This is a genomic window from Pontibacter liquoris (assembly GCF_022758235.1).
In the GTDB taxonomy this organism is placed as follows: domain Bacteria; phylum Bacteroidota; class Bacteroidia; order Cytophagales; family Hymenobacteraceae; genus Pontibacter; species Pontibacter liquoris.
In genome coordinates, this window is record NZ_JALEBG010000001.1 from 1,798,141 (window position 1) to 1,823,819 (window position 25,679).

At 50.0% G+C, this 25,679-nt stretch carries 31 protein-coding genes; 14 read left to right on the forward strand and 17 right to left on the reverse strand.

From position 1 onward, the window contains the following. Positions 1 to 8 precede the first annotated feature (8 nt). Both LWL52_RS07400 and pyrE read right to left on the reverse strand, forming a co-directional pair. The gene (locus tag LWL52_RS07400; RefSeq protein WP_242918416.1) at positions 9 to 506 is read right to left on the reverse strand and encodes a metallophosphoesterase family protein; all 498 of its coding nucleotides are present in this window, start codon (positions 504 to 506) and stop codon (positions 9 to 11) included. 1,021 nt (positions 507 to 1,527) lie between these two features. Beyond that, positions 1,528 to 2,166 (reverse strand): orotate phosphoribosyltransferase, encoded by a 639-nt coding sequence (gene pyrE, locus LWL52_RS07405; RefSeq protein WP_242918418.1) that lies wholly within the window; start codon positions 2,164 to 2,166, stop codon positions 1,528 to 1,530. A gap of 108 nt (positions 2,167 to 2,274) precedes the next feature. Between pyrE and LWL52_RS07410 the strand changes: the two genes are divergently transcribed. Continuing rightward, positions 2,275 to 2,955: an NUDIX hydrolase gene (locus LWL52_RS07410; protein WP_242918420.1), complete on the forward strand. Its 681-nt coding sequence runs from the start codon at positions 2,275 to 2,277 to the stop codon at positions 2,953 to 2,955. Here LWL52_RS07410 and coaD read toward each other — a convergent pair. From coaD to LWL52_RS07425, 3 genes are all read right to left on the reverse strand, one after another. Beyond that, positions 2,909 to 3,388, reverse strand: a complete 480-nt coding sequence (gene coaD, locus LWL52_RS07415) for a pantetheine-phosphate adenylyltransferase (protein ID WP_242918422.1) — start codon at positions 3,386 to 3,388, stop codon at positions 2,909 to 2,911. The two genes, LWL52_RS07410 and coaD, sit on opposite strands and share 47 nt — an antisense overlap. Before the next feature lie 178 nt (positions 3,389 to 3,566). Continuing rightward, on the reverse strand, positions 3,567 to 4,454 hold the full coding sequence (locus LWL52_RS07420; RefSeq protein ID WP_242918424.1) for a DUF3822 family protein: 888 nt from the start codon (positions 4,452 to 4,454) through the stop codon (positions 3,567 to 3,569). An 88-nt stretch (positions 4,455 to 4,542) separates the two neighbouring features. Further along, positions 4,543 to 5,028, reverse strand: coding sequence for an NUDIX domain-containing protein (locus LWL52_RS07425; RefSeq protein WP_242918426.1), 486 nt, complete (start codon positions 5,026 to 5,028; stop codon positions 4,543 to 4,545). A 39-nt stretch (positions 5,029 to 5,067) separates the two neighbouring features. Here LWL52_RS07425 and LWL52_RS07430 point away from each other — a divergent pair, with 39 nt between their 5' ends. The 5 genes from LWL52_RS07430 to LWL52_RS07450 all read left to right on the forward strand — a co-directional run bounded on the left by LWL52_RS07430 (position 5,068) and on the right by LWL52_RS07450 (position 8,755). After that, positions 5,068 to 5,523 (forward strand): PaaI family thioesterase, encoded by a 456-nt coding sequence (locus LWL52_RS07430; protein ID WP_242918428.1) that lies wholly within the window; start codon positions 5,068 to 5,070, stop codon positions 5,521 to 5,523. Positions 5,524 to 5,656: 133 nt separating this feature from the next. Beyond that, positions 5,657 to 5,851 (forward strand): cold-shock protein, encoded by a 195-nt coding sequence (locus tag LWL52_RS07435; RefSeq protein WP_242918430.1) that lies wholly within the window; start codon positions 5,657 to 5,659, stop codon positions 5,849 to 5,851. A 198-nt stretch (positions 5,852 to 6,049) separates the two neighbouring features. Beyond that, positions 6,050 to 7,456, forward strand: coding sequence for an ATP-dependent DNA helicase (locus LWL52_RS07440; RefSeq protein ID WP_242918432.1), 1,407 nt, complete (start codon positions 6,050 to 6,052; stop codon positions 7,454 to 7,456). 81 nt (positions 7,457 to 7,537) lie between these two features. Further along, positions 7,538 to 7,987 (forward strand): DUF1573 domain-containing protein, encoded by a 450-nt coding sequence (locus tag LWL52_RS07445; RefSeq protein ID WP_242918434.1) that lies wholly within the window; start codon positions 7,538 to 7,540, stop codon positions 7,985 to 7,987. Positions 7,988 to 8,146: 159 nt separating this feature from the next. After that, a complete protein-coding gene (locus LWL52_RS07450; protein WP_242918436.1) occupies positions 8,147 to 8,755 on the forward strand; it encodes a hypothetical protein in 609 nt (202 codons plus the stop codon). 37 nt (positions 8,756 to 8,792) lie between these two features. Here the strand turns inward: LWL52_RS07450 and LWL52_RS07455 are convergent, their stop codons facing one another. From LWL52_RS07455 to LWL52_RS07485, 7 genes are all read right to left on the reverse strand, one after another. Next, positions 8,793 to 9,170, reverse strand: coding sequence for a DUF423 domain-containing protein (locus LWL52_RS07455; protein ID WP_242918438.1), 378 nt, complete (start codon positions 9,168 to 9,170; stop codon positions 8,793 to 8,795). 21 nt (positions 9,171 to 9,191) lie between these two features. Beyond that, on the reverse strand, positions 9,192 to 9,656 hold the full coding sequence (locus tag LWL52_RS07460; protein ID WP_242918440.1) for a DUF2750 domain-containing protein: 465 nt from the start codon (positions 9,654 to 9,656) through the stop codon (positions 9,192 to 9,194). 101 nt (positions 9,657 to 9,757) lie between these two features. Further along, positions 9,758 to 10,681 (reverse strand): glycerophosphodiester phosphodiesterase family protein, encoded by a 924-nt coding sequence (locus LWL52_RS07465; RefSeq protein ID WP_242918442.1) that lies wholly within the window; start codon positions 10,679 to 10,681, stop codon positions 9,758 to 9,760. A 114-nt stretch (positions 10,682 to 10,795) separates the two neighbouring features. Then, on the reverse strand, positions 10,796 to 11,479 hold the full coding sequence (locus LWL52_RS07470; RefSeq protein WP_242918444.1) for a YggS family pyridoxal phosphate-dependent enzyme: 684 nt from the start codon (positions 11,477 to 11,479) through the stop codon (positions 10,796 to 10,798). A 140-nt stretch (positions 11,480 to 11,619) separates the two neighbouring features. Next, positions 11,620 to 12,672: a vWA domain-containing protein gene (locus tag LWL52_RS07475; protein ID WP_242918446.1), complete on the reverse strand. Its 1,053-nt coding sequence runs from the start codon at positions 12,670 to 12,672 to the stop codon at positions 11,620 to 11,622. Then, entirely contained in the window at positions 12,653 to 13,567 is a 915-nt protein-coding gene (locus LWL52_RS07480) for a hypothetical protein (RefSeq protein WP_242918448.1), read from the reverse strand. The genes LWL52_RS07475 and LWL52_RS07480 overlap by 20 nt, the downstream gene beginning before the upstream one ends. Next, on the reverse strand, positions 13,560 to 14,441 hold the full coding sequence (locus LWL52_RS07485; protein ID WP_242918450.1) for a DUF58 domain-containing protein: 882 nt from the start codon (positions 14,439 to 14,441) through the stop codon (positions 13,560 to 13,562). The genes LWL52_RS07480 and LWL52_RS07485 overlap by 8 nt, the downstream gene beginning before the upstream one ends. Positions 14,442 to 14,577: 136 nt before the next feature. Between LWL52_RS07485 and LWL52_RS07490 the strand changes: the two genes are divergently transcribed. After that, complete coding sequence (locus tag LWL52_RS07490; protein WP_242918452.1) at positions 14,578 to 14,895, forward strand: DUF4296 domain-containing protein; 318 nt, start codon at positions 14,578 to 14,580, stop codon at positions 14,893 to 14,895. A 22-nt stretch (positions 14,896 to 14,917) separates the two neighbouring features. Here the strand turns inward: LWL52_RS07490 and LWL52_RS07495 are convergent, their stop codons facing one another. Next, positions 14,918 to 15,253, reverse strand: coding sequence for a tRNA-binding protein (locus tag LWL52_RS07495; protein WP_242918454.1), 336 nt, complete (start codon positions 15,251 to 15,253; stop codon positions 14,918 to 14,920). A 600-nt stretch (positions 15,254 to 15,853) separates the two neighbouring features. Here LWL52_RS07495 and greA point away from each other — a divergent pair. Both greA and LWL52_RS07505 read left to right on the forward strand, forming a co-directional pair. After that, entirely contained in the window at positions 15,854 to 16,327 is a 474-nt protein-coding gene (gene greA / locus LWL52_RS07500; RefSeq protein ID WP_242918456.1) for a transcription elongation factor GreA, read from the forward strand. A 4-nt stretch (positions 16,328 to 16,331) separates the two neighbouring features. Continuing rightward, the gene (locus tag LWL52_RS07505; protein WP_242918458.1) at positions 16,332 to 16,730 is read left to right on the forward strand and encodes an HIT family protein; all 399 of its coding nucleotides are present in this window, start codon (positions 16,332 to 16,334) and stop codon (positions 16,728 to 16,730) included. A gap of 130 nt (positions 16,731 to 16,860) precedes the next feature. Here the strand turns inward: LWL52_RS07505 and LWL52_RS07510 are convergent, their stop codons facing one another. From LWL52_RS07510 to ruvC, 4 genes are all read right to left on the reverse strand, one after another. Next, on the reverse strand, positions 16,861 to 17,775 hold the full coding sequence (locus LWL52_RS07510) for an MlaD family protein (protein ID WP_242918460.1): 915 nt from the start codon (positions 17,773 to 17,775) through the stop codon (positions 16,861 to 16,863). Positions 17,776 to 17,853: 78 nt separating this feature from the next. After that, positions 17,854 to 18,627, reverse strand: coding sequence for an ABC transporter ATP-binding protein (locus LWL52_RS07515; protein ID WP_242918462.1), 774 nt, complete (start codon positions 18,625 to 18,627; stop codon positions 17,854 to 17,856). Between the two features lie 3 nt (positions 18,628 to 18,630). After that, the gene (locus tag LWL52_RS07520; protein WP_242918464.1) at positions 18,631 to 19,410 is read right to left on the reverse strand and encodes an MlaE family ABC transporter permease; all 780 of its coding nucleotides are present in this window, start codon (positions 19,408 to 19,410) and stop codon (positions 18,631 to 18,633) included. A gap of 341 nt (positions 19,411 to 19,751) precedes the next feature. Beyond that, a complete protein-coding gene (gene ruvC, locus LWL52_RS07525) occupies positions 19,752 to 20,321 on the reverse strand; it encodes a crossover junction endodeoxyribonuclease RuvC (RefSeq protein WP_255748717.1) in 570 nt (189 codons plus the stop codon). A gap of 259 nt (positions 20,322 to 20,580) precedes the next feature. On the opposite strand from ruvC, the gene LWL52_RS07530 reads away from it, so the two are divergent. The 5 genes from LWL52_RS07530 (at position 20,581) to LWL52_RS07550 (ending at position 25,442) form a co-directional block, all read left to right on the forward strand. Next, positions 20,581 to 21,714, forward strand: a complete 1,134-nt coding sequence (locus LWL52_RS07530; protein WP_242918466.1) for a glycosyltransferase — start codon at positions 20,581 to 20,583, stop codon at positions 21,712 to 21,714. Continuing rightward, entirely contained in the window at positions 21,711 to 21,968 is a 258-nt protein-coding gene (locus LWL52_RS07535; protein ID WP_242918469.1) for a hypothetical protein, read from the forward strand. The genes LWL52_RS07530 and LWL52_RS07535 overlap by 4 nt, the downstream gene beginning before the upstream one ends. A 424-nt stretch (positions 21,969 to 22,392) precedes the next feature. Continuing rightward, positions 22,393 to 23,616: a PP2C family protein-serine/threonine phosphatase gene (locus LWL52_RS07540; protein ID WP_242918470.1), complete on the forward strand. Its 1,224-nt coding sequence runs from the start codon at positions 22,393 to 22,395 to the stop codon at positions 23,614 to 23,616. Positions 23,617 to 23,721: 105 nt separating this feature from the next. Next, the gene (locus LWL52_RS07545) at positions 23,722 to 24,354 is read left to right on the forward strand and encodes a polysaccharide deacetylase family protein (RefSeq protein ID WP_242918473.1); all 633 of its coding nucleotides are present in this window, start codon (positions 23,722 to 23,724) and stop codon (positions 24,352 to 24,354) included. Next, positions 24,351 to 25,442, forward strand: coding sequence for a glycosyltransferase (locus LWL52_RS07550; RefSeq protein WP_242918475.1), 1,092 nt, complete (start codon positions 24,351 to 24,353; stop codon positions 25,440 to 25,442). The genes LWL52_RS07545 and LWL52_RS07550 overlap by 4 nt, the downstream gene beginning before the upstream one ends. Positions 25,443 to 25,679: the final 237 nt, after the last annotated feature.

Here is a 25,679-nt window from a genome sequence, read left to right on the forward strand (position 1 = left end):
CACTTTTTTTATGCCCGTTTGCCCAGCTCTATTACCTGCAGGTCGCGCACCTGCCCGCTTTCGATCGAGAACCGCACCATGGTCCGGATCTTGTGAAAGCCATGTTTGCCGGACGCACCGGGGTTTATGTGTAGCAGGCCAGGCAGCTTTTTATCGGGCATGATCTTGAGTATATGCGAGTGTCCGGTGATATATAATTGCGGCGGATTCGCCTGGATCATCTCGCGTACATCGGGGTGATACTTGCCCGGGTACCCGCCAATATGCGTCATCAGTACATCAAGGTCATTGGCTTCAAACCGCAGCACTTTCGGGTACACCTGCCGGATGTCCTTGCCGTCGATGTTGCCATACACACCGCGCAAAGGGGCTACTTGCTTTAACTGCTCTGCTACGTCCATACTTCCGAAATCGCCAGCATGCCAGATCTCGTCGCGGTCGGCCAGGAGCCGTAGGATCTGATCGTCTACGTAGGAGTGGGTATCGGAGAGAAGGCCTATTTTCATTTGATCGGTTTTATACTTGGATTTACTGGTGATGGTGAAGGGAGGTTTTCCTTCCGAGTTAAAGGGTAAGCTTACTTTTTAGTTTAGAAGTTTTTTATACTTTATTCTCTGTCATCCCCTAGCTATTTTTCAGCTTAAATTATCTAGCGGTATTTAGTTGTTACAGTTTGATCTTGAGTAAGATATTCCGGCTATACTATGCAGCTTTAGTTTGATGCTCAGTTTAAACTTTGGCTATACTTGGTAGCAGCATTCTCTTCCGCTTTATACTTCTGGCTATACTCACTAGCTTAAGTTTAATGCTCAGTTTTATACTTACCTTGTTTCATCTCATACTTTGGAGCGCTCCAAGCCCGCGGGGGCTCGTCCTTGGGCATCGCGCTGTGGCGTGAAGCTGCTCCTCGCTTCGCTGCGGGCTGCCCTTCGGGCACCGCAACACACCAAGGCGCTCAACCCAAGGACTGGGATCTATTCGATAGCGACTGCTTTTGCTTATGGGTACTCCAGTAGGGACAGGTCGCGACCTGTCCGCGCGATGGCATCTGCTATGTAAGCAGAGTATAAGTATGAATCTCCTCTCTTTGCTTCCTTCATTTTGTCATCCTGAAAGGATCTTGGTGGAAGGGAGATGAAGGTTTCGCTAAGCAGGTGTTCTGCTGCTCCTACATCAGCCCAAAGTCCCCCTTTGAAGAGGGTAGGGGGATGGTTTCTTTATCCAAAGCTGCTTTTACTTCAGCTTAGGTATACTTCTGTTGTTGTATTCTCCCCAGCAAAAACCATAAGCAAACTGTCATTTCGAACAACGTGAGAAATCTGCTACAGACACATGAAGTGTTTTAAACAGATCTCTCCTTGCGCCGAGATGACAGCAGAGCGTGTGTGACGCTTTTTGCAACTGCTCAGAACATACATCGCTTATACTTCACCAAGCAGCAACAACAAACTCCCCTCCTTAAACAAAGAGGGGCCAGGGGCAGTTGGAACCGGAACTGTAAACTTATACTTAAGAAATAACCTCCTGCTAAACTCCCCAGGTTTCCGGGGATTGCCGCCACTGCGCCAGCGTTTCCATAGCCGACTCCGGGATGTAACCGTTGGCTAAGGCCGCTTCGGTCAGCGCATTGTAATCGCTCAGGCAGTGCAGCGCAATACCGGCTTTTCTGAAATTTTCTTCGGCCAGGGCAAATCCATAGGTAAAGATCGCAGCCATTCCGACCACTTCGGCACCAGCTGCCTTTACGGCTTCGGCGGCTTTCAGCGAGCTTCCGCCTGTAGAGATCAGATCTTCTACCAGCACCACTTTCTGGCCTGCCAGCAGCTTGCCTTCTATCTGGTTGCCCATGCCGTGCTTCTTGGGCTCGGGGCGTACGTACAGGAAGGGCATCTCGAGCAGATCGGCTACCAGAGCGCCCTGGGCAATACCGGCCGTGGCTACGCCGGCAATGGCTTCGGCCGACGGGAAATGCAGTTTTATCAATTCAGCCAACTCCTGTTTGATGTAGCTACGTATGTAGGGGAATGAAAGCGTGACGCGGTTGTCACAGTAGATCGGTGAATTCCAGCCACTGCTCCATTTAAAGGGCTGTGCCGGGCGTAATTTTACTGCCTCCGTTTCCAGCAGGAACGAGGCGACCTGATGTGCTGTGTTGGTTGAGTCCATGGCCGAAATTACATAAATATTCGTCCTTTTTCAGCCACCAAGTTTTCATTGCGCCGTTTTATTTATTGATTTGCATTAATTTGGCTACCAACTGAAGCACCGAATACTATGAACGTTTTTATAAACGACATTCCCCTGATCCTGAAAAGAGCCACGGAAAAGGTATATAAGCACGAATACGACCTGATCCTGAAAGCATCGGACCATTTTACATCCAAAACGCTAATAGGGGATGTGCTGATAAAAGAAGCTGATCCGCTGCTCGTTGATAGGCTGGTCCGGCTGATGGAGGTGAAAAAGCTTAAAAAACTGCGCTCGCTGACGCTGGTGACCGATAAAAAGAAGAAACTCATCGCCCACCTCAAAGACCAGTTCAAGATCGTGAAAGCGGCAGGCGGACTGGTGCTTAAAGATGGAAAGATCCTGATGATCTACCGCCTGGGTGTATGGGACTTGCCCAAGGGCAAGCTAAACCGCAAGGAAGCTGTGCAGGCGGGCGCGTTGCGCGAAGTAGAGGAGGAGTGCAACATACAGGTAGAAGTAGTAGGGAAGTTGCCTAAAACCTGGCATTCGTATGCCTACAAGGGCAAAAAAATATTAAAGAAGACCAGCTGGTATGTGATGGCCTGCACCGACGATAGCCTGATGAAGCCCCAGGCCGAGGAATTTATCGAAGAAGTACGCTGGATGACGCCTGAAGAAGCTACCAAGGTGCTACCTAAGGCTTATACTTCTATCGCTTTTATTGTGTCGCACTATCTGCAATCTCTGAAAACCGGAAAGGTATAAAATCATCCACGTTGCCGCCGTATTTATGAATTTCGCGGATAATGGACGAACTGATGGCGGCAAGCGGGGGAGAGGTGATCAGGAACACTGTTTCCAGGTCGTGGTTTACGTGCCGGTTGGCCTGGGCAATTGTATTTTCATATTCAAAATCGGTGGTGTTGCGCAGGCCGCGCAGCAGAAACCTGGCGCCCGCCTCGCGGGCAAACTCAGCGGTTAAGCCTTTAAAAGTCTGCACTTTGATGTTAGACTGATCTTTAAAGATACGTTCAATCACCTCCAGCATCCTGGCTACGGGTATGTAGCGCTGTTTGCTGCTGTTATTGCCAATGGCAATGATCACCTCGTCGAAAAGTTTTGCTCCCCGCATAGCAATGTCGTAGTGGCCGTTTGTAAACGGATCGAAAGAACCAGGAAACAGGGCGATACTTTTCATAGTTTAATTGTTAAATGGCTCGATTGTTAAATTGTTATTATGTACGGGATTGTTCTTACATTCTTGTTTGCCGCTTATACGTGCGTGTATGATGGAAGGCATGCATCATACTTAAAAGTATATTAGCCATTAAACAAGTTAACCACACAGCTACTACCAATTAACAGCTAGCAATAAACTAGTCGCAGAGGTTCAGGCTGTAAAGCTCGAAGTAGCGGTGTTCAAACAGATCGTGGAATTTGTAGCTATACTCTACGTCGGCGGGCTTTTTGCCTAATTTAATGTGCTGGATGTATTTTTTGAGAATGTGAAACAGTGCCGAGTCGTGCGTAATATCGCCCCAGATGGTGATCGTTTCCTGCTCGGGGCTCAGCTTTTGCTCCTGCATCACAAAAATGATGTAGTAAATAAAATCCTCCGGGCTTAGGTAATGGAAGATATTGCAGAATTCCAGCCCGGCCGGTCCAACCATCAGGATCGTTACAAAATCCCGCTCCACAAACGCATACATGCTGCGCTGCGCCGGGCGCTCGGCATAGTGCAGTACACTCCTGATCAGCACACTGGTCTGGTGCACAAAATGCACCGGCTGCTCCGGAAAGATATCCTGCAGGGCTTGGTACGTTGCCGCATCCACCGAAAAGATATTGATAGCTTCCAGCCCCGGGTGCCGGTAGGTGCAAACAACTTCCTGTTGCAAATTCAGGTTACTGTGCAGGCGCAGGTAATCGGCCTGGTGGGCAGGGTCGTAGAGGGTTTCGGGCACCAGCGTAAAGTGCTGGTTGCTGACCGATACGCGTAGTTCCTGCCAGTTTTTGGTTTGCATCAAGGGGTTTTCGGCCGCAATAAGCCGCAGCTGTTCAGCTACCTGCATGGGCACCAGGTTACTCAGGAGCTCGTAATCTTCCAGCAGCACAAATTTATTCCGGGCGGTATCTACTACAGCAAAACGGATGGATTTCCTGCTCAGCGACAAGTATAACTTGCAGGTGGGTGCCTGCTGGAAGTTAAACGCCTCGTCCTGAATTTTATGCGAAAGCCTGAAATAAGTGCTGGTCGTGTTCAACGTAGTACCGGGTTAAGCGCAGCACCTAACGAAGCGCTGCTTTACTGCAAGTATAAAAAAATTATGGCAAATGGCCGCATAGCGCTGCTTATCTCATAAAGTGGTGGGGCAGTCCCATAAGATCATCGAGGGAGAACAGGTGCTGCAGCGCCCGGTGCTTATCGGCGGTGGGGATGGCCTGCAGTTCTTTGATGGTGAGCCATTGTACCTGTTTGATCAGCTGCTGGTTGGGAGCTGCTTCCGGGTCGGTGCCGGTAGTTGCCTGGCCGTTGCTGCAGCTTACTTCAAAAAAGAACTCGACCGCATGCAGCGGCGGCTGCACAAACTCATTTACAAACAGGAAGCGGCCCACCTTTACCTCCAAGCCGGTTTCTTCCTGCATTTCGCGGGCCAGCGCCTGTTGCATGGTTTCGCCAAAGGCTACACCGCCGCCGGGGGGGGCCCAGAAAGCATTGTTGTTCAGGGTATGGTCGTGCTGCACCAGCAGAAGTTTATTTTCCTGCAGGCAAACACCGCATACGCGCACGCGCACTTTGCCGGCGTAGGCGGCTGCATTGGGGTTCAGGTCGGTCATTTCTTTTGCGGATAAACGGAAGCGTCGTAGTTTTACAGTATGATAAAAACGTACAATCCCGAATTTGAACAGGATATACGCGAAAAGCTCCAGCGGCAGGGATTTATGAAGCTCCTGGGCTTTCACGTTACAAAGATAGCAGCTGGAAGCATAGAAGGCGAATTAACCTTGGAGCCGCACCACCGGCAGCACAAAGGCTTTGCGCATGGCGGCCTGATCGCAACGCTGGCCGATATTGTGGCCGGCTTTGCCGCGGTAAGCCTGGTGCCCAAAGACCATCACGTGGTAACGGCAGAGATAAAAGTGTCCTATTTTCATCCGGGCGTGGGCGACAAATTACTGGTAAAAGGCTATGTGATTAAACAGGGGCGCAAGCTTAATTTCTGCGAAGCCGAAGTATACGATGTGCGGGGCGCAGCGGAGCCTTTGCTCATTGCCAAAGCATCGGCCACCATGGCCACCATAACCCCGGAAGAGATCGCGCGTAGAGTATAACATGTTGCCCAAGTGGTTGTAAAAAAGCAGGTTCCGGTATTTTTATACTTGCCTGCCGGCGCATGAATGTGCGCCAAGGCTAACCGGCAGCATACACACCGATCAATTATTTCTGGCAAATTAAAATCACAAAATGAACAAGGGAGTTGTAAAGTTTTTTAATGAAACCAAAGGATTCGGCTTTATTAAAGATGACGAAACAGGTAAAGAGTATTTCGTACACGTGACCGGCCTGGTGGATGAAATCCGGGAAAACGACGAAGTGACGTACGAACTGAAAGAAGGGAAAAAAGGGTTGAATGCGGTGAACGTACAACGCGTTCAGTAGCCGTTTGCTACAGGTTTTTCAGCTGTAAAGCCTTACCTCCGGGTAAGGCTTTTTTCTTAAATAAGGCCTGTTTTTAAGTATAAAAGGACGTAAATTTGTATTAGCCGTAGCAAGGCGGTAACATTTGTTTAGCTGCCTTGCCGCCTTACCTGATGCGTATTTTGCGCCACGGTTTATTTTATTATTTCAGCATAACGAATGCGCCCATTAGAAGCCCTCCGCGAGAATTTCCCGTTTGAACCCACCGGAGACCAGGCCATGCTCTTTACCAAACTCGATGCCTTTATACAGGCCAGGCAGGACGAACGGCAGGTGTTCCTGCTCAAAGGCTATGCCGGTACAGGTAAAACCACGGTGGTAACGGCGCTGGTCAAGATCCTCAACTCCTTCGGTTATAAATATGTACTGCTGGCACCCACTGGTCGTGCCGCCAAGGTAATGTCCAGCTACAGCGGCAGCCCGGCCTTCACGATCCATAAAAAAATTTATCGCCAGACAGCAAACCCATACTCCGAAGGCCTGTCGTTTACGCGCCAGCCCAACAAAGCAGATAATACCTTTTACATTGTGGATGAGGCATCCATGATCTCGGACGACAGTGGCTTCGGACAGAACGGCCTGCTGCAGGACCTGCTCAGCTACGTGTTCGATAAAAAGAACAACAAACTGTTGCTGATAGGTGATACAGCGCAGCTGCCGCCGGTAGGTCAGGCCTTAAGCCCCTCGCTGGAGGCCGAATACCTGCGGCATAACTTCCGATGCCAGGTGCACGAAATTGAGCTCAGGCAGGTAATGCGCCAGGCCGAAAGCTCCGGCATCCTGATGAACGCCACCAACTTGCGCAACCAGCTGGGGCAGGAGCCGCTCGATATCAAACTGGCCACTAAAGGCTGGCGCGATATTTACCAGATGACGGGCGAGAAGCTGGAAGACGGCCTGCGCTATGCCTATGATAAGTTCGGCATTGAAAGCACGACCGTTATCTGCCGCTCCAACAAGTCGGCTAACATGTATAATCAGCACATCCGACGCCGCATCTTCTTTGCTGAAGATGAGCTGGGCGTGAGCGATTACCTGATGATTGTGCGCAACAATTATTTCTGGCTGCCCAAAGATTCGGATATCGGTTTTATGGCTAACGGCGACTTTGTGGAGGTAACCAAGATCATCCGTCACGAGGACATGTATGGCTTCCGGTTTGCCGATGTGCGCATCCGGTTTGTCGATTACCCTAATGCGCCGGAAGAGGAAGTGAAGATCATGCTCGACACGCTTTACTCCGATGCCCCGGCGCTGCCCGCCGACCAGAATAAGAAACTGTATGAAGCCGTACTGCAAGATTACCAGGACATCACAACAAAGCGTGAACGGAGCAAGGAACTGAAAAAGAACCCTTACCTGAATGCGCTGCAAGTAAAATTTGCCTACGCCCTGACCTGCCACAAAGCGCAGGGTGGGCAGTGGAAGGCAGTATTCGTGGATCAGGGATTTCTGAAGGACGACATGCTGAACGAGGAATTCGCCCGCTGGCTGTATACGGCCTTAACACGTTCATCAGAAGAGCTTTACTTGCTGAACTTTAATCAACAATTATTGGTTAGCTGACAAATGAATGACTACCTTGTATCGTTTTTAACGTAATTGAAGTATAATAGCGACAGCAATCATTTTAACCCTTTCAATCAGATGAAAAAAGTAATCCTTTCCATGGTTTTCGCCGCGCTGGTTGCCGGCGGTGCCAGTGCCCAGACGCAGCCTAAAACGCAGGCTACTGCCCCACAGGAGCAGGCGAAAAACGGCCCGGCTATTACGTTTGAAGAAACAGAGCACAACTTCGGCAACATCACCCAAGGCGATGTGGTGGAGTACACGTTCAAGTTTAAGAACACAGGCACCCAGCCACTGGTAATTGACCGTGTGGACGTAACCTGCGGCTGCACCACGCCAAACTGGACGAAAGAGCCGGTAGCACCAGGTAAAACCGGTATTGTGAACGCTAAGTTTAACAGCGCCGGTAAACTGGGCCAGCAGAAGAAAGCGATTACCATACACTCTAACGCCGCCGCCGGCGACGCTTACGTGTACATCGTAACAGACGTAAAAGAGAAAACTGCTGCCAGCGCCCAAAAGCAATAACAGCAAGTTTAAAGTATAGGAAAGGCCCTTCTGAACGGAGGGCCTTTTTTTGTGCGCTCGGCTTATCATTATAAATAGCGTCAGCCCAATTTTTTTTATTACGGATTTACTATATTCGTTCAGTAAAGCCCAGTTAAATAGAAGCTTACATACAGCGCTATGAACAAACGAATCGTATTGATTGCCTGCACCTGCCTGTTAAGCTGCCAGGTGCTGCGAGCGCAGGATGCAGAGCAACCGTTGCCCAAGCAAAAGGTAAAACAGGAACTGCTGCCCGCGCAAAGTCAGCCGCACGAGGTTTACCTGGGATATGGTATCTTTTCGCTGCCCGTTATGATCCATGGCTTAGGCGACCTTATCCTTGGAGGAAGCATTCGCGACATTGATGTCGTAGGACCAGTCATGGCAGGCTATACTTATTTCCCTTCCCGTAGGATTGGTGTTGGGCTGGAGGCAGGCTACACAACGTACACCACAAGTTTCAGAAGTGATGGAGAGAAGGAGCGGAACAGCTATCTGGTGGTGATGCCGCACGGGGAACTCTACTGGGCTAGGTTACGGGGTGTGGAGTTCTTTTCGGGAGTGAAGCTAGGTGCCTGCTTCATTCAGCGCCCAGCTGATTACGGCTCTGGCAGTCAACACAGTATTATACCGGCCTTTCACTTCACCACCATCGGCACCAGGGTCGGCAACATACTGGGCTTTTATATGGATTCCGGCATTGGCTTCGATGGCCTGACAAATGCCGGGCTTAGCCTACGCTTTTAATAAGCAGCGCCACTCTTTAAAGGAGTGGCGCTGCTTATTAAAAGGCTTTGGATACGGCATAGAACAAAGCGCCCCAGCCCACGATCAGCAGCAGGCCACCGATAGGAGTGATGGCGCCAAGCCACGTAACGCCTGTCAGACACAACGTATAGAGCGAGCCGGAGAAAACCACGATGCCAAGTAAAAAGCACCAGGCCGCTACCTGCAGTGCCGGCTGCTCAACCCGGAAGAGTAATAGCCCCACGGCCAGCAGAGCCAAGGTATGATACATCTGGTATTTCACGGCAGTTTCGTACGTATCGAGGCGGCCGCTGGCCTGCAGCATGGGCCCCAGGGCATGTGCCCCGAAAGCGCCGAATACAACACTTAGTGCGCCCAGCAAACTCGCTGTCAGAAGGATGATCTTTTGTGTCACAGTATCTTTGGTAAAACGGAATTACATTTCGGTTTCTTCGTCGCCGCCTTCCAACGCCTCGATCACCTGCTCTTCAAAGTCTTCCTGGTTGTCGTACTGCGTAAAGGTTAGCGTTTTGTTCTGCGCTCTTACTTCTTTGGTTACATCCAGCGCTACCTCCAGCGGTTCTGCTTCTTTGCCGGTCAGGTCGGTATCCCAGTTAGCACCCATCAGCAGCGCATCGCCATACATGCCTACGCACCAGTTTTCCAAAAACTCTACCAACGTAATCGATTCCGGTACATAATCAGCCCAGTCGTCTTCGGCACAGGCCTTTGCGCCGGCCTCATCCGACCAGAAAAGGATCACTTCGGTGTCCTCGTATTCGGCCGAGCTGGAAGTAGCCCATGTTTCATCTTTCGTTAGTCCCCAAACGGCGTTTGTGTCCACAACCTGTCTGATGAAATCCTGATAACGCTTTTCAATGGTTGCCGCATCTTGTGTCATAGCTTGTGTATTGGTTTAAGAGTTTAGAATGGCCTGCAATAAGCAGATTTTTGTCAAAGATAGTATTAACTACGATAAACCTACCAAAGGTGCTGCATCCTTTACCGGAACAGATCGGGATAATCCGTAATTATACCATCCACCCCTTTTTGGCGGAGTTGCCGGATTGTTTCCACGTCATTTACTGTCCACGGGATAACTTTTATGCCGCGGGCATGACAGTTTTGAACCAGTTTGCTGGTTACCAAAGTATAAGAGAGGCTGTAGATGGTAGGCGTAAAACCCAGCATGGACAGGTTCTTCTCCAAACCCGAAAGATTCTCGACCAACAGCGATGTTTTTACTTCAGGATAGTTCCGGTGCAACACCTGCAGCGTGCGCACATCAAACGATTGGATGATGACCCAGGGAAGAATCTCTTTTTCGCAGAGCACTGTGAGCAGCCGTTCTACAAATTCCTCCGGAGCCGGGTGGTTTTTGCCATCTGTTTTTGAGGTAGATTTTGTTTCGATGTTATAGTATACCTGCGGCAGGTTATGCTGCTGCAGGTAGGTTTGCACCGAATCGATCACTTCAGAGAGCAGTGGTTTATAGGTTTTGAATTTCTGCTGCTTCGGAAAGCGGGGGTAATATTTCGTGCCGACATCGGCTTTCCGGATCGTAGCATAATCCATCTGGTAGAGCACATACTTGCCTTTGTCTTCTGCCGGAATTTCACTTCCGTACGGCGACAGTTCGTGCTCGGGGTTCAGGTAAGGGTCATGCGAGAGGATCACCTGGCCATCGCGCGTTATGTGAGCATCCATTTCCAGGGTTGTCACGCCCAGCTCCAGTGCCTTGAGCATGGCTGGCACGGTATTTTCCGGCATCAGTCCCCGCGTTCCCCGGTGCCCTTCTATGTCAAAAGCAGGGAAGGCAGTTGGGACCTTTTTTGAAGTAGTGTCAATAGCCATTTTAGAAGGATTGCAGCCTGTGATACAAAGTATAGCAACAAGTAAAAGGGTAGGAGCGCGCATGGCTGCCATTTTTAAGTTATTGTAAAACTGCGATCGGCTCCTAACAAACACCCTCGATTCTTCAAGTCAATCTTTTTCCATCTGCCCTAAAAAGCGCAAAAGCCGCTGCTATGAAAAACCTGATTACTTGCTATAGTCCCGGGCGCCGAACACGCCGCTGCCTACGCGAAGTAGTGTGCTGCCTTCTTCCAGCGCAATTTTCCAGTCGGAGGTCATCCCCATGGAGAGCTCGCAAAAATCAAGATTGGCATGAAAAAAAGTATCGCGGAGCTGCTCGAAACAGTAGCGGAGGTAACGGAACTCCTGGCGCAGCTTGGCCTCGTCGTCGGTATTGGTGGCAATGCCCATTACGCCCACAATGCGGATATACTTCATGGCACGGTATTCTTCCGACTGCAGCAGGGCGACGGCATCCTCATACGTCATGCCATACTTGGTTTCTTCGTCGGCAATGGCAATCTGCAGCAGGCAATTGATTGGAAGTGTGCGGCCAAACATTTCGGCACGGCGGTTTATCTCTTCCAGCAGCCTAAGGCTGTCTACCGACTCAATGGTATTGATGAAGCCGGCAATCTGCTTTACTTTGTTGGTTTGCAGGTGCCCGATCAGGTGCCAGGAAATATCATGTGGCAGCTGCTCATATTTCTCTACCAGTTCCTGCACTTTGTTTTCGCCGAAGAGGCGGTGGCCGGCATCATAGGCCTCTTGAATAGCGGCTACCGGATGGGTTTTAGAAACGGCAACCAGGCGGCAGGGAGTATTTCGCAGTTGCTCGTCGAAGTATAAAATGTTATCGGCTATGGCCATCGTATCTATTTTTCATTTAGCATTGTTTGTGGCGTATCACGACACATGTATCTCGTATCACGACAAAGTTGCATGTTTTGTTCCAGGGTATAAAGCAAGTATGTGTTGCCTTCTAAGCTTTCTATCTTTCGAACTCAACCTCAGTCTTCCAGCACGCTGGTAATGAAAGTGTTTTTGAGCAGCATCCAGCCCAGCAGCAGCAGCAGCGCCCACTTGAGGTATACCTGGTAATAATCACGGGTATCGCGGAAGCGACTTTCTCGGATTTCCGTTTTTTCCAGCCGGTTGATGTTGGCGAACACCTCCTGCAGGCCCGACTTGTTATCGGCTCTGAAATAGTGGCCCTGGCCGATGTCAGCAATCTGGCGCAGGCTCGATTCGTCCAGCTTGGTATCCACGTAGAGTGTTTTACCAGCTTCGTCCACATCGTAGGCTACCTGCCCATCTTTACCAATTCCGATGGTATAAAGTTTTATGTTGTAGCCAAAGGCCAGTCTCGAGGCCATGGCAGGATCCAGGCTGCCGGCCGTGTTTTCGCCGTCGCTGATGAGGATAATAACCTTGCTTTTGGCGTTAGAGTCGCGTAAGCGGTTGATGGCTACCGCCAGGGCGCTACCGATCGCCGTACCGTCGTTGGGAATCATCTTCAGGGAAATGTTGCCGATACTTTCCCGCAGCAGTTCATAGTCGGTGGTAAGCGGAGAGAGCGAATAGGCATCGCCGGCAAAAACCACCACGCCTATACGGTCCTGCACCCGCCCGTTTATAAAGTTGGTGGCTACTTCCTTGGCTGCCTCGAGGCGGTTAGGTTTAAAATCCTGCAGTTCCATCGAACCCGATACATCCAGCACCAGCACAATGTCAATGCCTTCGGCCGAGAGCTCCACCTGCTCGTTTACACGCTGTGGGCGGGCCAGTGCCACCAGCACCAGCATCGTAAAAAGGATAAAAACCAAAGTAGGAAGGAAGCGCAGCAGGCTGCTCCACTGCCAGCGATTTCTGCCTTCAAAAAGGGCCATGTCCAGTTTGTTGCGCGTGTTGCGGCGCACGGTATTCTTGAGCAAGAACAGCAGCGGCACCACCGGCAATGCATACAGCACCAGCGGGTAAACCCAGTCGAAGGAGTGAAGGGTGCTGTAGCGGAACCAGTCCAAGCTCAGCCAATCCCAGAGATCATCGGTTATACCTTGCATCTTTAATTAGTTCTCGTCTGATCTTATAGCGGCTTTTGGCAAAGCGCCGCAGCATGCCCAGCGCCAGGTTAGCTTCGCCTTCCGACTCCGACTGCAGGTTGCCGTAAATGGCCTTGTCCAGAATGCGCAGGGCGGTGTTTACCTCTTCGTCGTCCAGATAAAATTCTACAATTTCTTTGGTGGTAAACGAGTTGATGGCGCTGCGCTCCAGCTTGGTCAGGTAATTCTTCCACAGCGAAACGGCTTTTTCTATACTTCCGGAGGCGGCTGTTTTAATAAAACGGTCAGCATGCGAGCTGTAGCGGGAGGCAAAGTATACATGGTCTTTACGAAGGCGGTAGAGCTTATACTTGGTGCGGATGGCCTGCCCGAATATAAACCAGATCAGGCTCAGAAATACCGTTCCGGCCACCAGCCATAAAAGCAGTACCGGCCAGTTAAAGCGTTCCTCTACGGGAGCAAGCGTGGTTTCGGCCTGCAGCTGCAGCGGCTCCGTTACCTGCTGCACCAGTTGCCGGAGCACCACGGCATCAGGCTGCGCATATACCGCCACGGTGTCTTTGCCCTGCAGCACAAATACCGGTAAGGCCAGCTGCTGCACTGCCGGTGTTTCAAAGGTCCGCAACGTATAAATCACGCTGTCGGTGCTGATGCCGCCCCGGGTAATGGTGGGATAGAAATCCTTGCGCACAAACTCAAAAGGAGCAAAGGTATAGCCCGAGTCGGGCAGGATCACTTCCTGCGCAGCCGGGTGGCGGTGCACCAGGGTATAGGTGAGCGGCTCACCCAGGCGCACGGTGTCTACGCCGAAGCGGCCGCTGGGCTTTAACAGTTGCTGGGCATGCACCGGCATAGTGGGCAGCAGGGCAAGTAAGAATAAGAGCAGCCTAAGCACTTTTTTTGGTTGACTTGTTACGGAGCCTGAACAGGTTGACCAGCTGCGGCACATAATCTTCGTTTGTCTGGATGGCCAGGTAATTGGCCTGGTATTTCTGGCAGATCCGCTGCACGCGCGCCTGGTTCTGCGCATATTGCTGCAGGTAATGGCGTTGAAAGGATGCCCCGGACGTATTGAGCCATTGAATTTTGCCGGTTTCCTTGTCCAGTACCGGCACAATGCCCATGGGTGGCAGCTTTTGCTCGCGCAGGTCCTGCAGTTGCAGCACGATCAGGTCGTGGCGTTTGGCCAGCATCGCCAGCTCTTTTTCGTAGTGCACATCAATAAAATCAGAGATGAGCAGGATAATGCTCCGCCGCTTAATGATCTCGAGAGTAAGTTTTATACCTGCGGCCAGGTTGGTTTTGCCAGACCGGGGTTGCAGCTCATGCAGCTCCTTGATAATAGTATAGGCCTGCTGCACTCCTTTACCGGGTTTCAGGTATTTCTCTTTTTGGTCAGAAAAGCAGATAATGCCGATCTGGCTTTGCTGCCGGGCTGCCGATAAGGCCAGCACGCCGCAGATCTCTTTGCCTACCGAAATTTTTTGCTGCTTGCCGGTGCCAATCGTTTGTGAAGCACTGACATCGAGCATTAAAAAAACAGATTGTTCTTTCTCCTCGCGGTATGTTTTTACAAACACGCCATGGCCTTTGGCCGATACGTTCCAGTCGATGGCCCGCACATCGTCGCCATACTGGTAGGCGCGCACGTCGTCAAACTCCAGCCCCGTGCCTTTAAACACCGAGTGGAAATCGCCCTGCATCTGCGTGGTAATTGCCTTTCTGATTCGTATCTCGTACTTTCGTAGCTTTTGTACAAGCTCCTTCATAGCTTTGTGCCGTAGCGTCAGATTTTAAAATTAGCACATGTTCTCTTATTATACATCCGTGAAAAGATATTTCTGCATACTTTTTTGTCTGAGTCTGCTTGGTTGTCAGTCTGAGAACGATGATAAACCGGCAAATATGATTCCGCAGACGACCATGGTGCAAATTTTAGCGGATGTGCATACAGCTGAGGCGCAGATAGAAGGGCAGGAGATCTACCCGGATACGGCCCTGATGATTTATAACTATGAGCAGGAGCAGCTCCTCAGACAGCATGGTGTTACGCAGAAGCAGTTCCGGGATACTTACCGCTACTACCTGACGCACGTGAAGGAGATGGACAAGCTCTACGAGATCATTATTGATACGCTAAGCGTGCGCGAGAGCAAAGCCAAAGCAGCCGATACAGCTGCCGGAAATCCGACACCCCAGATTAGCCCGGCCCAGATCCCGTAATTATTCTCTGCTGGTAAACGGCTTAGATGAGCTTGCTGCCATTGGGCACCTTTGCGGCGGGCTGCGCCAGCACAATATCGCCGTTCTCATCGGCAAAACCCGTTACCAATACCTCCGACATATACTTGCCGATCTGCTTTTTGCCCAGGTTTACCACGCACAGCACCTGCCTGCCGGCAAGCTCCTCTTTCGTATAATGCCGGGTGATCTGCGCACTGGAGCGTTTGATGCCCAAAGGACCCAGGTCTACGGTGAGCTTGTAAGCCGGGCGGCGTGCTTCCGGAAAATCGGATGCTTCCAGTATTGTTCCTACCCGGATGTCTGTTTGTTCAAACTGCTGCCAGGTAATAGTTTCCATCGGTTCCGCGGGAGCGTGCATAGCAATATTTAAGTATGATATCAAGGTATGAAGCTGAGCTTAGCACCTTTTTAAAAGAGGCTACTGCATGGGTTCGAATGTGCTGCTGAATTAAAAGGCAGCCATACAAGCTAACTGCAAGTATAACACTTCCGGCATTGTTCAAGCAAGTATAAAAGCTCGGCTGCGGAAAAACACCTGCTATACTACTTTAAAGTAGAACTGTTAAGGCAACTTCCTCCACCCGATATGCAGCAAAATCCAACGCTGAGGCGAATAAATTATACTTGCTAAAACAGCTGCTAACCCGGGCCATTTACGTATACTATAGCAGGATCTAAATTAATGTTGCTGCGTAGCCTAGTTAATAAAAAATTAGTATATTTGCCTAAGCACGAAAACGCCAGGAGTAGCCTGCGGCAATGCTATAAGACTTAAATACCACCTTATGGTATACAACGGGGGCACACCTATCCGTACAGGTTAGTTGCGCGGCCCATTATAGAAGAGTTAAAATAAATTACATATTTGGCAAAAAGAACGGTTATGCGCGCCATAGCCGTTCTTTTTGTTTTTGTGTTTTAAACGTGAAAACCGACTATGAGCAACATTTCGTATTACACAGCAGAGGGTTTACAGAAACTCAAGGATGAATTAGCTGAGCTCAAAACAAAAGGCCGTGCGGAAGTGGCACGCCAGTTAGCAGAGGCCCGCGATAAAGGCGACCTAAGCGAAAACGCCGAGTATGATGCCGCCAAAGACGCGCAGGGGCACCTGGAGCTGAAGATCTCTAAGATGGAAGAGATTGTGGGCAACGCCCGCCTTATTGATGAGTCGAACCTGGATGCGAGCAAGGCGCTCATCCTGTCGAAGGTGAAGATCAAGAACCTGAAAAATAACATGGTGCTCGATTATACCCTGGTAGCTGAAGAAGAGGCTAACCTGGCGGCGGGCAAGATCTCTGTGAAATCGCCTATCGGTAAAGGCCTGTTAGGCAAATCAGTGGGTGATGTAGCCGATATAACGGTACCGGCCGGCAAACTGCAGTTCGAGATCCTGGACATTAGCCGCTAAGCCCATGGAAGCTTCGCTATTTTCAAAGATCGTAACCGGCGACATTCCCGCGTACAAAGTGGCGGAGAGCGATGACTTTCTGGCTTTCCTGGACGTATTCCCGACGGCTAAAGGCCATACGCTGGTAATACCCAAGCAGCAGGTCGATTATATTTTTGACCTGGATGATGCCCTGTACCTGGGCCTGATGGCTTTCGCCAAAAAAGTAGCGCATGCTGTAGAAGCAGCGGTAGATTGCAAGCGCATCGGAGTGGCGGTGGTTGGCCTGGAAGTGCCCCATGCGCATGTGCACTTGATTCCCATCAACAGCATGCAGGATATGAACTTCAGCAACAAAAAGCAGTTCAGCAAAGAGGAGTTCGAAAAAGTAGCCGCCAGCATTCGCGCTGCTTACCAGGACTAGCGCATGCTCCCGCAGTAAGCCATACTTGTAGTGAGAATTACCAAAGTATAAAGTAATAAAATTAAAAGGTCGGGGCCGCTGAAATCATCTTCAGTGGCCCCGACCTTTTTTCAGGTATGTATACCTGCCCTTATTTTATACTATCTGGTAGGGCTTCTTCTTTTTTCTTGTTCTCCTTTTTAAAGAATCCGCGCAGCAGGAAGTTGTGCTGAAGTGCTTCCATGTTGCGGTCAAACTTCTCGGTGCTGGTTTCCAGGTTTTTCATGGTGCTTTGCAGCTGGTTTGCAAAGTTAGGATCGTTGAGCAGTACGCCCACGGCACTGGACTGTCCTTTTAACTGGCCGGAGGCCTGCTGTAGGTTGTTTGCCATCTGGGTGGCTGATGCGGTAGCCTGTTGCAACTGGGCCACAGAAGCCTGCAGCTTATTAAATACGGTGGTATCGGTAAGCAGCTCGCTGGCCAGACCGTTCTCGGTATTCAGTTTGGCAGTGAAGCGGGTGAGGGCCGATGAGGCGCGTACCGTGTTGGCCGAGGTTTGCTGCAAGCTAGCCACCATAGACGAGAAGTTTTTCGCCAGCGTAGTGTCCGAGATCAAAGCGCCCATCGTGCCTTTGCCCTGCACCAGTTGCGAAGTAATTTCTTTTAAGTCGCCGGTGATGCTCACGAAGTTTTTGTTGTTCTCCTGCAGTGTCTTCATAATATCGTCGGTGTTCAGGTTGGGTACCGACTTCAGCATGTCGCCATTTTCTACAGCAGGCGACTGCTGGGTGCCATGCAGGATCTCGATTATCTGGTTTCCAATCAGGCTTTCGGAGCTGATCCGGGCAATGGCATCTTTGCGGATATACTTCTTGGAGCTTTCTTCAATATTCATGATCACCTGCACCTGTGAGGTTCCATAGAATTTAATCTCCTTTACATTTCCGATTTTTACTCCCGAGAACCACACATTATTACCTGGTTTAAGGCCTTCCACATCATCAAAAACGGTGCTGATACTGATACTTTGAATAAATCTTTTTTGCTGACCTCCGAGCGTCAGCACGGCGGCAACAAATATGATAAGGGCGAGGACTACGAAAATCCCCACTATAACGGAACGTCTGTTTTCTGCAGTACCCATCTAGTCTATAAAGTTGTAGTTGTAAAACGATTTTACGCGTTCATCATCCGTGTTAAACACTTCTTCAAACGTGCCCTGGCGCTGAAACTGGCCGTCCAGCAGCATCGCAATCCTGTCGCCCGTTTGCCGGGCGCAGGTCAGGTCGTGGGTGATGATGATGGAAGAAGTGTTAAACCTGCGTTGCACGTCGTTTATAAGCTTGTTTATTTCAATACTTGTAATCGGGTCCAGACCGGCCGTTGGCTCATCGTAGAGCATAATTTCGGGCCGCAGGATCAGGGTGCGGGCAATGCCGATGCGCTTGCGCTGGCCGCCGGATAATTCGGAAGGCATCTGGTTAATGGTTTGCGAAAGGCCCACAGCATCCAATACAACCTCCACAATCCGGTTGATGTCGCTGCGGCTCATGTCGCGCGAGTTGCGTACCAGCGGAAACTCCAGGTTTTCGCGAATGGTCATACTATCGTAGAGTGCGCTGTTCTGAAACGAAAAACCAATTTTAAGGCGCAGCGCCTGCAGTTCTTTAGGCGAGAGTAATTCCACCTCTTTGCCCAGCACATTCACGCGTCCTTCGTCTGGTTTCAGCAAACCCGAAATAATTTTGATCAGCACGGATTTACCGGTTCCGGAACGGCCCAGTACCACCAGGTTTTCCCCTTGATAGAGGTCCAGGTCCACGCCCCGCAGAATGTCAAGCTCGTCAAAAGACTTTTCCAGCCCCCTGATTTCGATGACTTTGTTGCTATAATCAATTTTCGGTTTTTCTTTTTTCATAGTTTAAATGGCGCGAATTGCATTGATGATCTGCATGGTTAGCAGCTCCTCAATAAAAATAAGGAACATCGCCGTTACCACAGCCGAGTTAGCCGCTTTTCCCACGCCTTCAGTGCCTTTAGAAGAGTGATATCCTTTGTAGCACCCCACCATGCCAACGGTGAAACCGAAGAGGAATGATTTGATGACCGACGCAAAAATATCCAGAAACGAAATAGCACTGAATACCTGCACAAAATAAGTAGTCATGCTGGTCAGCTCGTTCTGGTGCACGCTCAGGTAGGCGCCCATCAGGGCTACAAACATGGTATACATCGTCAGGGCAGGCACCATCAGCGTGGTGGCCAGCACCCGGCTCACTACCAAGAATTTAAAGGGGTTTGTGGCCGATACCTCCATGGCATCGATCTGTTCAGTCACTTTCATAGAGCCCAGTTCGGCACCGATACTGGAAGCTACCCGGCCAGCCGCAATAATAGCCGTAACCAGTGGGGCAAGCGCGCGCACAATAGCAATAGAGATAAGGGAAGGCAGCCAGGAGGTGGCCCCGAACTCAGCAAGGGAAGGGCGCGACTGATTGGTAAAAACAATGCCGATGATAAAGCCTGTCAGTGAGATAAGCGGCAGCGAGCGTACGCCCACTTCGTAGCACTGGGTGATGATCTCTTTTACCTCATAAGGCGGGAAAAAAACCTCTTTAAAAAATCGAATTACAAAAGTATAGATTCTGTATATTTCAAGAAAAACACGATCCAGCCTTCTTGTAGTTACATAGTTACGCATCTGGTATGGTCAGTTTTATAAGGGCACCTTATTTATGCACGCAAATGCCCTTTGAACCTGTAAAGTTATAGGTAAAGTTGGCATTTGAGATACTTTTTAATCAAATAGATGCTAACATTTGCATACGGCAGCAGCCTGCCACTAGATGCTGGCACCTGCTTTTTTAGCTTATCAGGATAAGGGACCCGCCTACCGGAAGGTAATAAAGGGGATTTGTTCGGGATTGATTCTGAGGAAGTAAGCAGCAACCTGCGCTACAGGGCCAGCCGGTTATTTACAGTGCATTTTTCTTGAAAATCCTGCTGATAAAGCACTTTTTAGTGGCGCTACATGGCTGTAACTTATTGCGCCAGTCGGTCCGGGTTATCGGTCAGGAAGCTCTTCCAGGACTTGCCGCCTTGCTTGGCATTGTTGCCTTTCTGATAGTGGTGGCACAGGGCTACCCCCAGGGCGTCGGTAGCATCGAGCAGTTTGGGCGCTTCTTTGATCTTGAGCTGCTGCATGAGCATGCTGGCTACCTGCTCTTTGGAGGCATTACCGTTGCCAGTAATGGATTGCTTGATCTTTTTAGGCGCATATTCCACATACGGAATATCGCGGGAGAGGGCAGCGGCAATGGCCACGCCCTGCGCCCGGCCGAGCTTTAGCATACTTTGCACGTTGGTGCCGTAAAAAGGCGACTCAATTGCCAGTTCATCGGGCAGGTATTCGTCGATGAGCTGGATCATGCGGTCAAAGATTTTCTTTAACTTAATGGCGTGGTTGCTGTAGCTTTTGAGGTGAATGACGCCATACTGTACTACCTGCACCTTGGAGCCGGTCACCTCGATTAGGCCATAGCCCATGATCTGGGTGCCGGGATCGATGCCAAGTATAAGTTTATGCGGGGGAAGGGCAGATGTAAAAACCATAAGCGGCAAATTTACATTTTTCGGGCTGCCTTAAAAAGTATATTTGTGCCGTGCTTCGAATTTTAAATTGCAAATGGCTATAAATGCCCTTGCTTTATACTTTATACTCGTCTCATACTTGGGATAGCAACATGAACCAAATTCCCGCTAAAACCCTGCAGCAGCTCAGCGCCCATCCTAATTTATGTCTGCTAAATGTGGCGCTACCCTGCCGAAGGTTTGTGCTGCGCCTGTGTGTTGCCCCAACCCGAACAGGCGTATGATGTGGCTCTTGCTTTTTTCCGTTGGCGCCTATAGCTGGTTGATTTTGCGGCGCTGGCATGCCTGGCAACGGATGGACAGCAGCTATGCACCGGAAAGTTTCCAGCCTGCTACTGCCATTACCGTGATCATACCGGTGCGCAACGAAGCCCAGCACATAGGCGCTTTGTTGCAGGACCTGGAGGCGCAGCAATATCCCCAGCACTTACTCGAAGTGCTGCTGGTAGATGATCATTCCGAGGATGCTACAACGGCAGTGGCAGCAGAATTTATACTTGCCACTACTATAGATGTTAAAATTATCCGGTTGGATAGTTATGTTAACCTGGTGGGCAAGAAAGCTGCTGTAAGGAAAGGGGTGGAGTTGGCAACGGGCGAGCTGCTGGTCTTTACCGATGGCGACTGCCGGATAGGGCCGGAATGGCTACGCCAGTTTGCTTTTCTCTACCAAACCCGGCAGCCATACTTTATCAGCGGTCCGGTCTGCTTTCAGCATACCAACACCTTGTTTGAGCGCATGCAGCTGGTAGAGTTTGCCAGCCTGATAGGGGTAGGAGGCGCTTCGCTGCAACTTCAAAAACCCAATATGTGTAATGGCGCCAACCTGGCTTATACCAAAACTATTTTTGAGGAAGTAGGCGGCTTTGCCGGAAATGAAGCCATTGCCAGCGGCGACGATGAGTTCCTGCTCCATAAGATAAGCAAGTGCTACCCTGATAAAGTTGCATTCCTGAAAAGCCAGAAAGCCATTGTTTATACTATGGCTCCTAAAAGCTTACCAGCCTTTATTTTGCAGCGCGTCCGGTGGGCCAGTAAATGGAAGTCTTATCAGAACAGGCAAGTGCAGGCTGTGGCCGTAGTGGTGTTTGCCGCAAACCTGTTCCTGTTTCTGGCCATTCCTGCAGCAGGGCTCGGGTTGCTGCACTGGCAAGCGTTTCTGCCGGCCTATGCTGTTAAATGTGCGATCGATTTCTTATTTTTAAACCGTATACTTTCCTTTTTGCGGAAGCAGCGCTACCTGGTATACATGCTGCCGTTGCAGTTCGTATATATTCCGTATGTAGTATGTATAGCGCTGGCAGGACTTTTTGGCCGCTATCACTGGAAAGGAAGAATGATCCGAAATTTATGAGCGAAAACGAATTTGATATCCTCGACGAACTATACTTTGTAACGTCGTATGCGGACCTGAAGAGGACGCTTTCTTTGTCCGACACTGAAATATGCGCCGCTCTGCACTCTCTCATCAGGCAAGGGTATGTCAAAATTCTGTACCCAGATCAGGACACAGAGCATCCTTTCGAAGAAGCGACCTTTGGCAAGCACTGCCAGGATTTCTTTTTCCTTGCTACCAAAGCTGGCCTGGTCGTGCATAATTCCATTTAGCATCCTCCAGTTGACATTTCGTTTTACAGAAGAGCCGCTTACAAGCTAGGTGGTATTTTTATTTTGATGTTAGCTTGAATTCAAAGCATTAATGTTCCTGTAAATCAACGTGGTAATATTAGTACAATAGTGCTGAGTGATTCAGGCGGAGCAGGGCATTTAAACAATATATAGCATATCTTGTTTATCGTATCATTCAGACGGAGGGTAGCTCTTTGAACAGATGCGGAACGGCGGTGAAACCTAGCTATGTACCGTATCAGAAACCTTTAATTTCCCACCAATCGGGCAAAGGTTTTTCATGTATTTCGTACCTGCACTGGCTTTTTTTAGTACTTTTACCCCGTATTTGATTGCGAAAGCAGGAGCGGAAACCTTTCGTCTGAAGACCGACAAATGCCTGCGACTCTAAAACCGATTTAGAATGCCCGACACTATTTTAACGAATATACAACAGGAGCTAAACCTCAAAAAGCTAGAGTTATCGGCGTTGCTTGAAATAACACGCGCCATTAACGATAACTTACCGGAGAGCGCCCTGTATAAAATTTACCGGTTCACACTTCTGGCTCAGCTGCAGATCAGCCGCCTGACGCTTTTTGTGCACGACGAGGAGTGGGAGTGCAAGGTATGTTATGGTACGGAGCAGGATTTTACCAAACAGGTAATTCCGGAGCAGATTCAGGCGCTGACTGAAATTACGCGCACCTCTAAAATGCTGGTCGATAAAAAGTGGCGTGCCTTCGAGATCATTATTCCCATCCTGCACAATGGCAAAGTGCTGGCTTTTGTAATGATCGGCAAGATTCAGCCCAACTACCACAACATGGATGCGCTCAACTTTGTGCAGACGGTGAGTAATATCATGCTGGTAGCCATTGAGAACCATAAGATGGCGCGCCAACGATTGGCCCAGGAATCGATTAGGCGCGAAATTGAAATTGCCCGCGAGGTGCAGTCGATGCTGTTCCCCAAGAGCCTGCCCAATAATAAAGACGTCTCCATTCATGCCAGTTATATCCCGCATTCCTCAATCGGCGGCGATTACTACGATTTTATTGAAATAGACCAGGACCAGTTCCTGTTCTGCGTGGCCGACGTGTCGGGCAAAGGGGTGCCGGCTTCCCTGCTGATGTCGAACTTCCAGGCGGGACTGCGGACTATTTTGCGGCAGACATCTGATCTGAACACGGTTGTTTCGGAGCTTAACCACCTGATCTACCGCAATGCGATCGCTGAAAAGTTTATCACTACTTTTCTGGCCCTCTACAACCGCCAGACGCGCGAACTCACCTATGTGAACGCGGGCCACAATGCCCCAATTCTGCTGCACGAGAGCGGTGCACATGAGCTGCTCAATGATGGCTGCACCATGCTGGGCGTGTTTGATGTGCTGCCCTTTATGCAGGTAACCAAACTGACCATTCCGCATAAATCTGTGCTGCTGTGCTACACCGATGGTCTGACCGAGGTGTTTGATGAAGATGAAGCCGAGTTTGGTGTTGAAAACACGATCAAGTTTCTGCAACGCAGTCGTTACCTGAGCTCGCGGATGCTGCACCTGCAGTTGCTCCGCGAAATAAACCTCTACAACGAAGAAGCCACGCTAAACGACGATATCACCCTGCTATCCTGCCGGTTTAAGTAAGTATAAATTTGAAGATGTGGGGTAGTCAAAATCAGGTACTTTGATACTTCTGCATAATCATCAGCACATTTTCAAATTGTCACATCTGCACATCTCCCAATTCTTTTGATCCGCCTTTACAAAACGCCCGCGCTGCTGAAAAAGCTGTTGCCTGCCTATACCTGGCAGCGGGAGGCACAGGCAAAAACCATCTACCTGACCTTTGATGACGGCCCTATTCCGGAAGTGACGCCATGGGTGGTGGAGCAGCTCGCAGGCTATGGGGCAAAAGCAACCTTCTTTTGCGTGGGAGATAACCTCCGGAAGCACCCGGAAGTGGCCCGACTTACCCTGGCGGAGGGTCATTTGCTAGCTAATCATACTTATCATCACCTCAAAGGCTGGCAAACGCCTTTACCGGAATACCTACAGAATGTAGCCCGCTGTCAAGCTACCCTGGATGCGTTACAGCCCGGGCAAAAGCCCGCGCTTTTCCGGCCGCCTTATGGGCGCATCACACCCCGCCAGGGAGCGGCGCTGGGGCAACAGTATGAGCTCATTATGTGGGACATCCTCACCAATGATTATGACCGCACGTTGGTCCCGGAAAAATGCCTTCAGAAAGCGCTGCAGCATACCCAAAGCGGCAGCATTGTCGTATTTCATGACAGCCTGAAGGCCCAACAGAATATGATGTATGCGCTTCCGCGTTTTCTGGATCATTTTTCAGGGCTCGGCTACTCTTTCAAAACCCTATGATCATTTCGGTAGCCTATTTTATACTTTACTTTCTGCTATTTTTGGCCTTGCTGGCACTGCTGCTTTTTAACCGGAAGCGCTATACTCTCTCCCTGGAAAATACCCCTTACATCAGCATTCTCATTGCTGCCCGGAACGAAGAACATACGATCATAAGATGCTTGCAGGCAATAGAACAGCTGCGATACCCGAAAGAAAAAATTGAAGTACTGATCGGCGACGATGCCTCTACCGACGCCACCCGAGCTGTAGTGGAAGCCTTTATCCGGGACAAACCCAACTATAGCTGCCTGCCCATTACACAAACCGTGGGTATTACACGTGGCAAAGCCAATGTGCTGGCGCAACTTGCCCGGAAAGCCACCTCGGAATTCTTTTTTTACACCGATGCCGACATTGCAGTGCCGGCTTATTGGGTACAGGCTATGCTGGAGCAACTGCAGGAGGGGGTATGCGTGGTAACAGGCATTACCACCACCACTACCGAACGGCTTTTTGACCGGATTCAGATGCTGGACTGGCTATATTCGTTGGGGCTGATGCAGGTCGTTTCGGATGTTGGTTATCCGGTATCCACGATGGGCAATAACATGCTGCTGCGAAGGGAAGCCTATGAGCAGGCGGGAGGATACGAAAACATCGCATTTCCCATTACCGAAGATGTCGCCATTTTTAATAAAGTGATGGAGCATGGCTGGAAGGCCCGCAACATTTACGACCGATCGGTGCTGGCCATCTCAACGCCTGCCGGCTCCTTTGCCCAATTCCTTAGCCAGCGCCGCCGCTGGATGCGCGCTTCCATGCACCTCCCGTTCTACATGGTCATCATTTTTTTACTTCATGGTGCGTATTACCCGGTGCTGCTGCCTTTCTTTATCTATACGTCGGTTAAAGTGGCGCTTGCAATATTTGCCAGCAAGTTGCTTTTGCAGAGTGTATTTGCCGCTATTTGTCTGCGCCGCCTTGGCCTGCGTGTGCCATGGTGGCTTTACATTTTGTTCGAGCTGTACCTGATCCTGTCCACTCTGATCCTGATCGTGCTTTTCTTCCTGCCTCTCAAAATATCCTGGAAAGGGCGGCAATATTAAAGTAGTTCTGAGTTCTGAATCCTGATTTATTGGTAGGGTTGTTATACTTGCTGCGTATTTTACAGGCCCGGTTTGCTGAAGTATAAATCAGGGGGGCGTCCTGTTCTTACCAAGGATGATAGTATCGACATTCAACTATACGCCGTTATATCCCAGCCAAGTATATCCATTTTGGTGAGCAAAGTATAAAGGCAGCTGTAGCAAAGAGGTGGACTTTGCGTGTTCAAGCTTTCTGGC

Coding starts and splice junctions, on each gene's coding strand:
- LWL52_RS07400 (WP_242918416.1), bottom strand. CDS start 506: ATGAAAATAGGCCTTCTCTCCGATACCCACTCCTACGTAGACGATCAG.
- pyrE (WP_242918418.1), bottom strand. CDS start 2,166: ATGGACTCAACCAACACAGCACATCAGGTCGCCTCGTTCCTGCTGGAA.
- LWL52_RS07410 (WP_242918420.1), top strand. CDS start 2,275: ATGAACGTTTTTATAAACGACATTCCCCTGATCCTGAAAAGAGCCACG.
- coaD (WP_242918422.1), bottom strand. CDS start 3,388: ATGAAAAGTATCGCCCTGTTTCCTGGTTCTTTCGATCCGTTTACAAAC.
- LWL52_RS07425 (WP_242918426.1), bottom strand. CDS start 5,028: ATGACCGACCTGAACCCCAATGCAGCCGCCTACGCCGGCAAAGTGCGC.
- LWL52_RS07430 (WP_242918428.1), top strand. CDS start 5,068: ATGATAAAAACGTACAATCCCGAATTTGAACAGGATATACGCGAAAAG.
- LWL52_RS07435 (WP_242918430.1), top strand. CDS start 5,657: ATGAACAAGGGAGTTGTAAAGTTTTTTAATGAAACCAAAGGATTCGGC.
- LWL52_RS07440 (WP_242918432.1), top strand. CDS start 6,050: ATGCGCCCATTAGAAGCCCTCCGCGAGAATTTCCCGTTTGAACCCACC.
- LWL52_RS07445 (WP_242918434.1), top strand. CDS start 7,538: ATGAAAAAAGTAATCCTTTCCATGGTTTTCGCCGCGCTGGTTGCCGGC.
- LWL52_RS07450 (WP_242918436.1), top strand. CDS start 8,147: ATGAACAAACGAATCGTATTGATTGCCTGCACCTGCCTGTTAAGCTGC.
- LWL52_RS07460 (WP_242918440.1), bottom strand. CDS start 9,656: ATGACACAAGATGCGGCAACCATTGAAAAGCGTTATCAGGATTTCATC.
- LWL52_RS07465 (WP_242918442.1), bottom strand. CDS start 10,681: ATGGCAGCCATGCGCGCTCCTACCCTTTTACTTGTTGCTATACTTTGT.
- LWL52_RS07470 (WP_242918444.1), bottom strand. CDS start 11,479: ATGGCCATAGCCGATAACATTTTATACTTCGACGAGCAACTGCGAAAT.
- LWL52_RS07475 (WP_242918446.1), bottom strand. CDS start 12,672: ATGCAAGGTATAACCGATGATCTCTGGGATTGGCTGAGCTTGGACTGG.
- LWL52_RS07485 (WP_242918450.1), bottom strand. CDS start 14,441: ATGAAGGAGCTTGTACAAAAGCTACGAAAGTACGAGATACGAATCAGA.
- LWL52_RS07490 (WP_242918452.1), top strand. CDS start 14,578: ATGATTCCGCAGACGACCATGGTGCAAATTTTAGCGGATGTGCATACA.
- LWL52_RS07495 (WP_242918454.1), bottom strand. CDS start 15,253: ATGGAAACTATTACCTGGCAGCAGTTTGAACAAACAGACATCCGGGTA.
- greA (WP_242918456.1), top strand. CDS start 15,854: ATGAGCAACATTTCGTATTACACAGCAGAGGGTTTACAGAAACTCAAG.
- LWL52_RS07505 (WP_242918458.1), top strand. CDS start 16,332: ATGGAAGCTTCGCTATTTTCAAAGATCGTAACCGGCGACATTCCCGCG.
- LWL52_RS07515 (WP_242918462.1), bottom strand. CDS start 18,627: ATGAAAAAAGAAAAACCGAAAATTGATTATAGCAACAAAGTCATCGAA.
- LWL52_RS07520 (WP_242918464.1), bottom strand. CDS start 19,410: ATGCGTAACTATGTAACTACAAGAAGGCTGGATCGTGTTTTTCTTGAA.
- ruvC (WP_255748717.1), bottom strand. CDS start 20,321: ATGGTTTTTACATCTGCCCTTCCCCCGCATAAACTTATACTTGGCATC.
- LWL52_RS07530 (WP_242918466.1), top strand. CDS start 20,581: ATGATGTGGCTCTTGCTTTTTTCCGTTGGCGCCTATAGCTGGTTGATT.
- LWL52_RS07535 (WP_242918469.1), top strand. CDS start 21,711: ATGAGCGAAAACGAATTTGATATCCTCGACGAACTATACTTTGTAACG.
- LWL52_RS07540 (WP_242918470.1), top strand. CDS start 22,393: ATGCCCGACACTATTTTAACGAATATACAACAGGAGCTAAACCTCAAA.
- LWL52_RS07550 (WP_242918475.1), top strand. CDS start 24,351: ATGATCATTTCGGTAGCCTATTTTATACTTTACTTTCTGCTATTTTTG.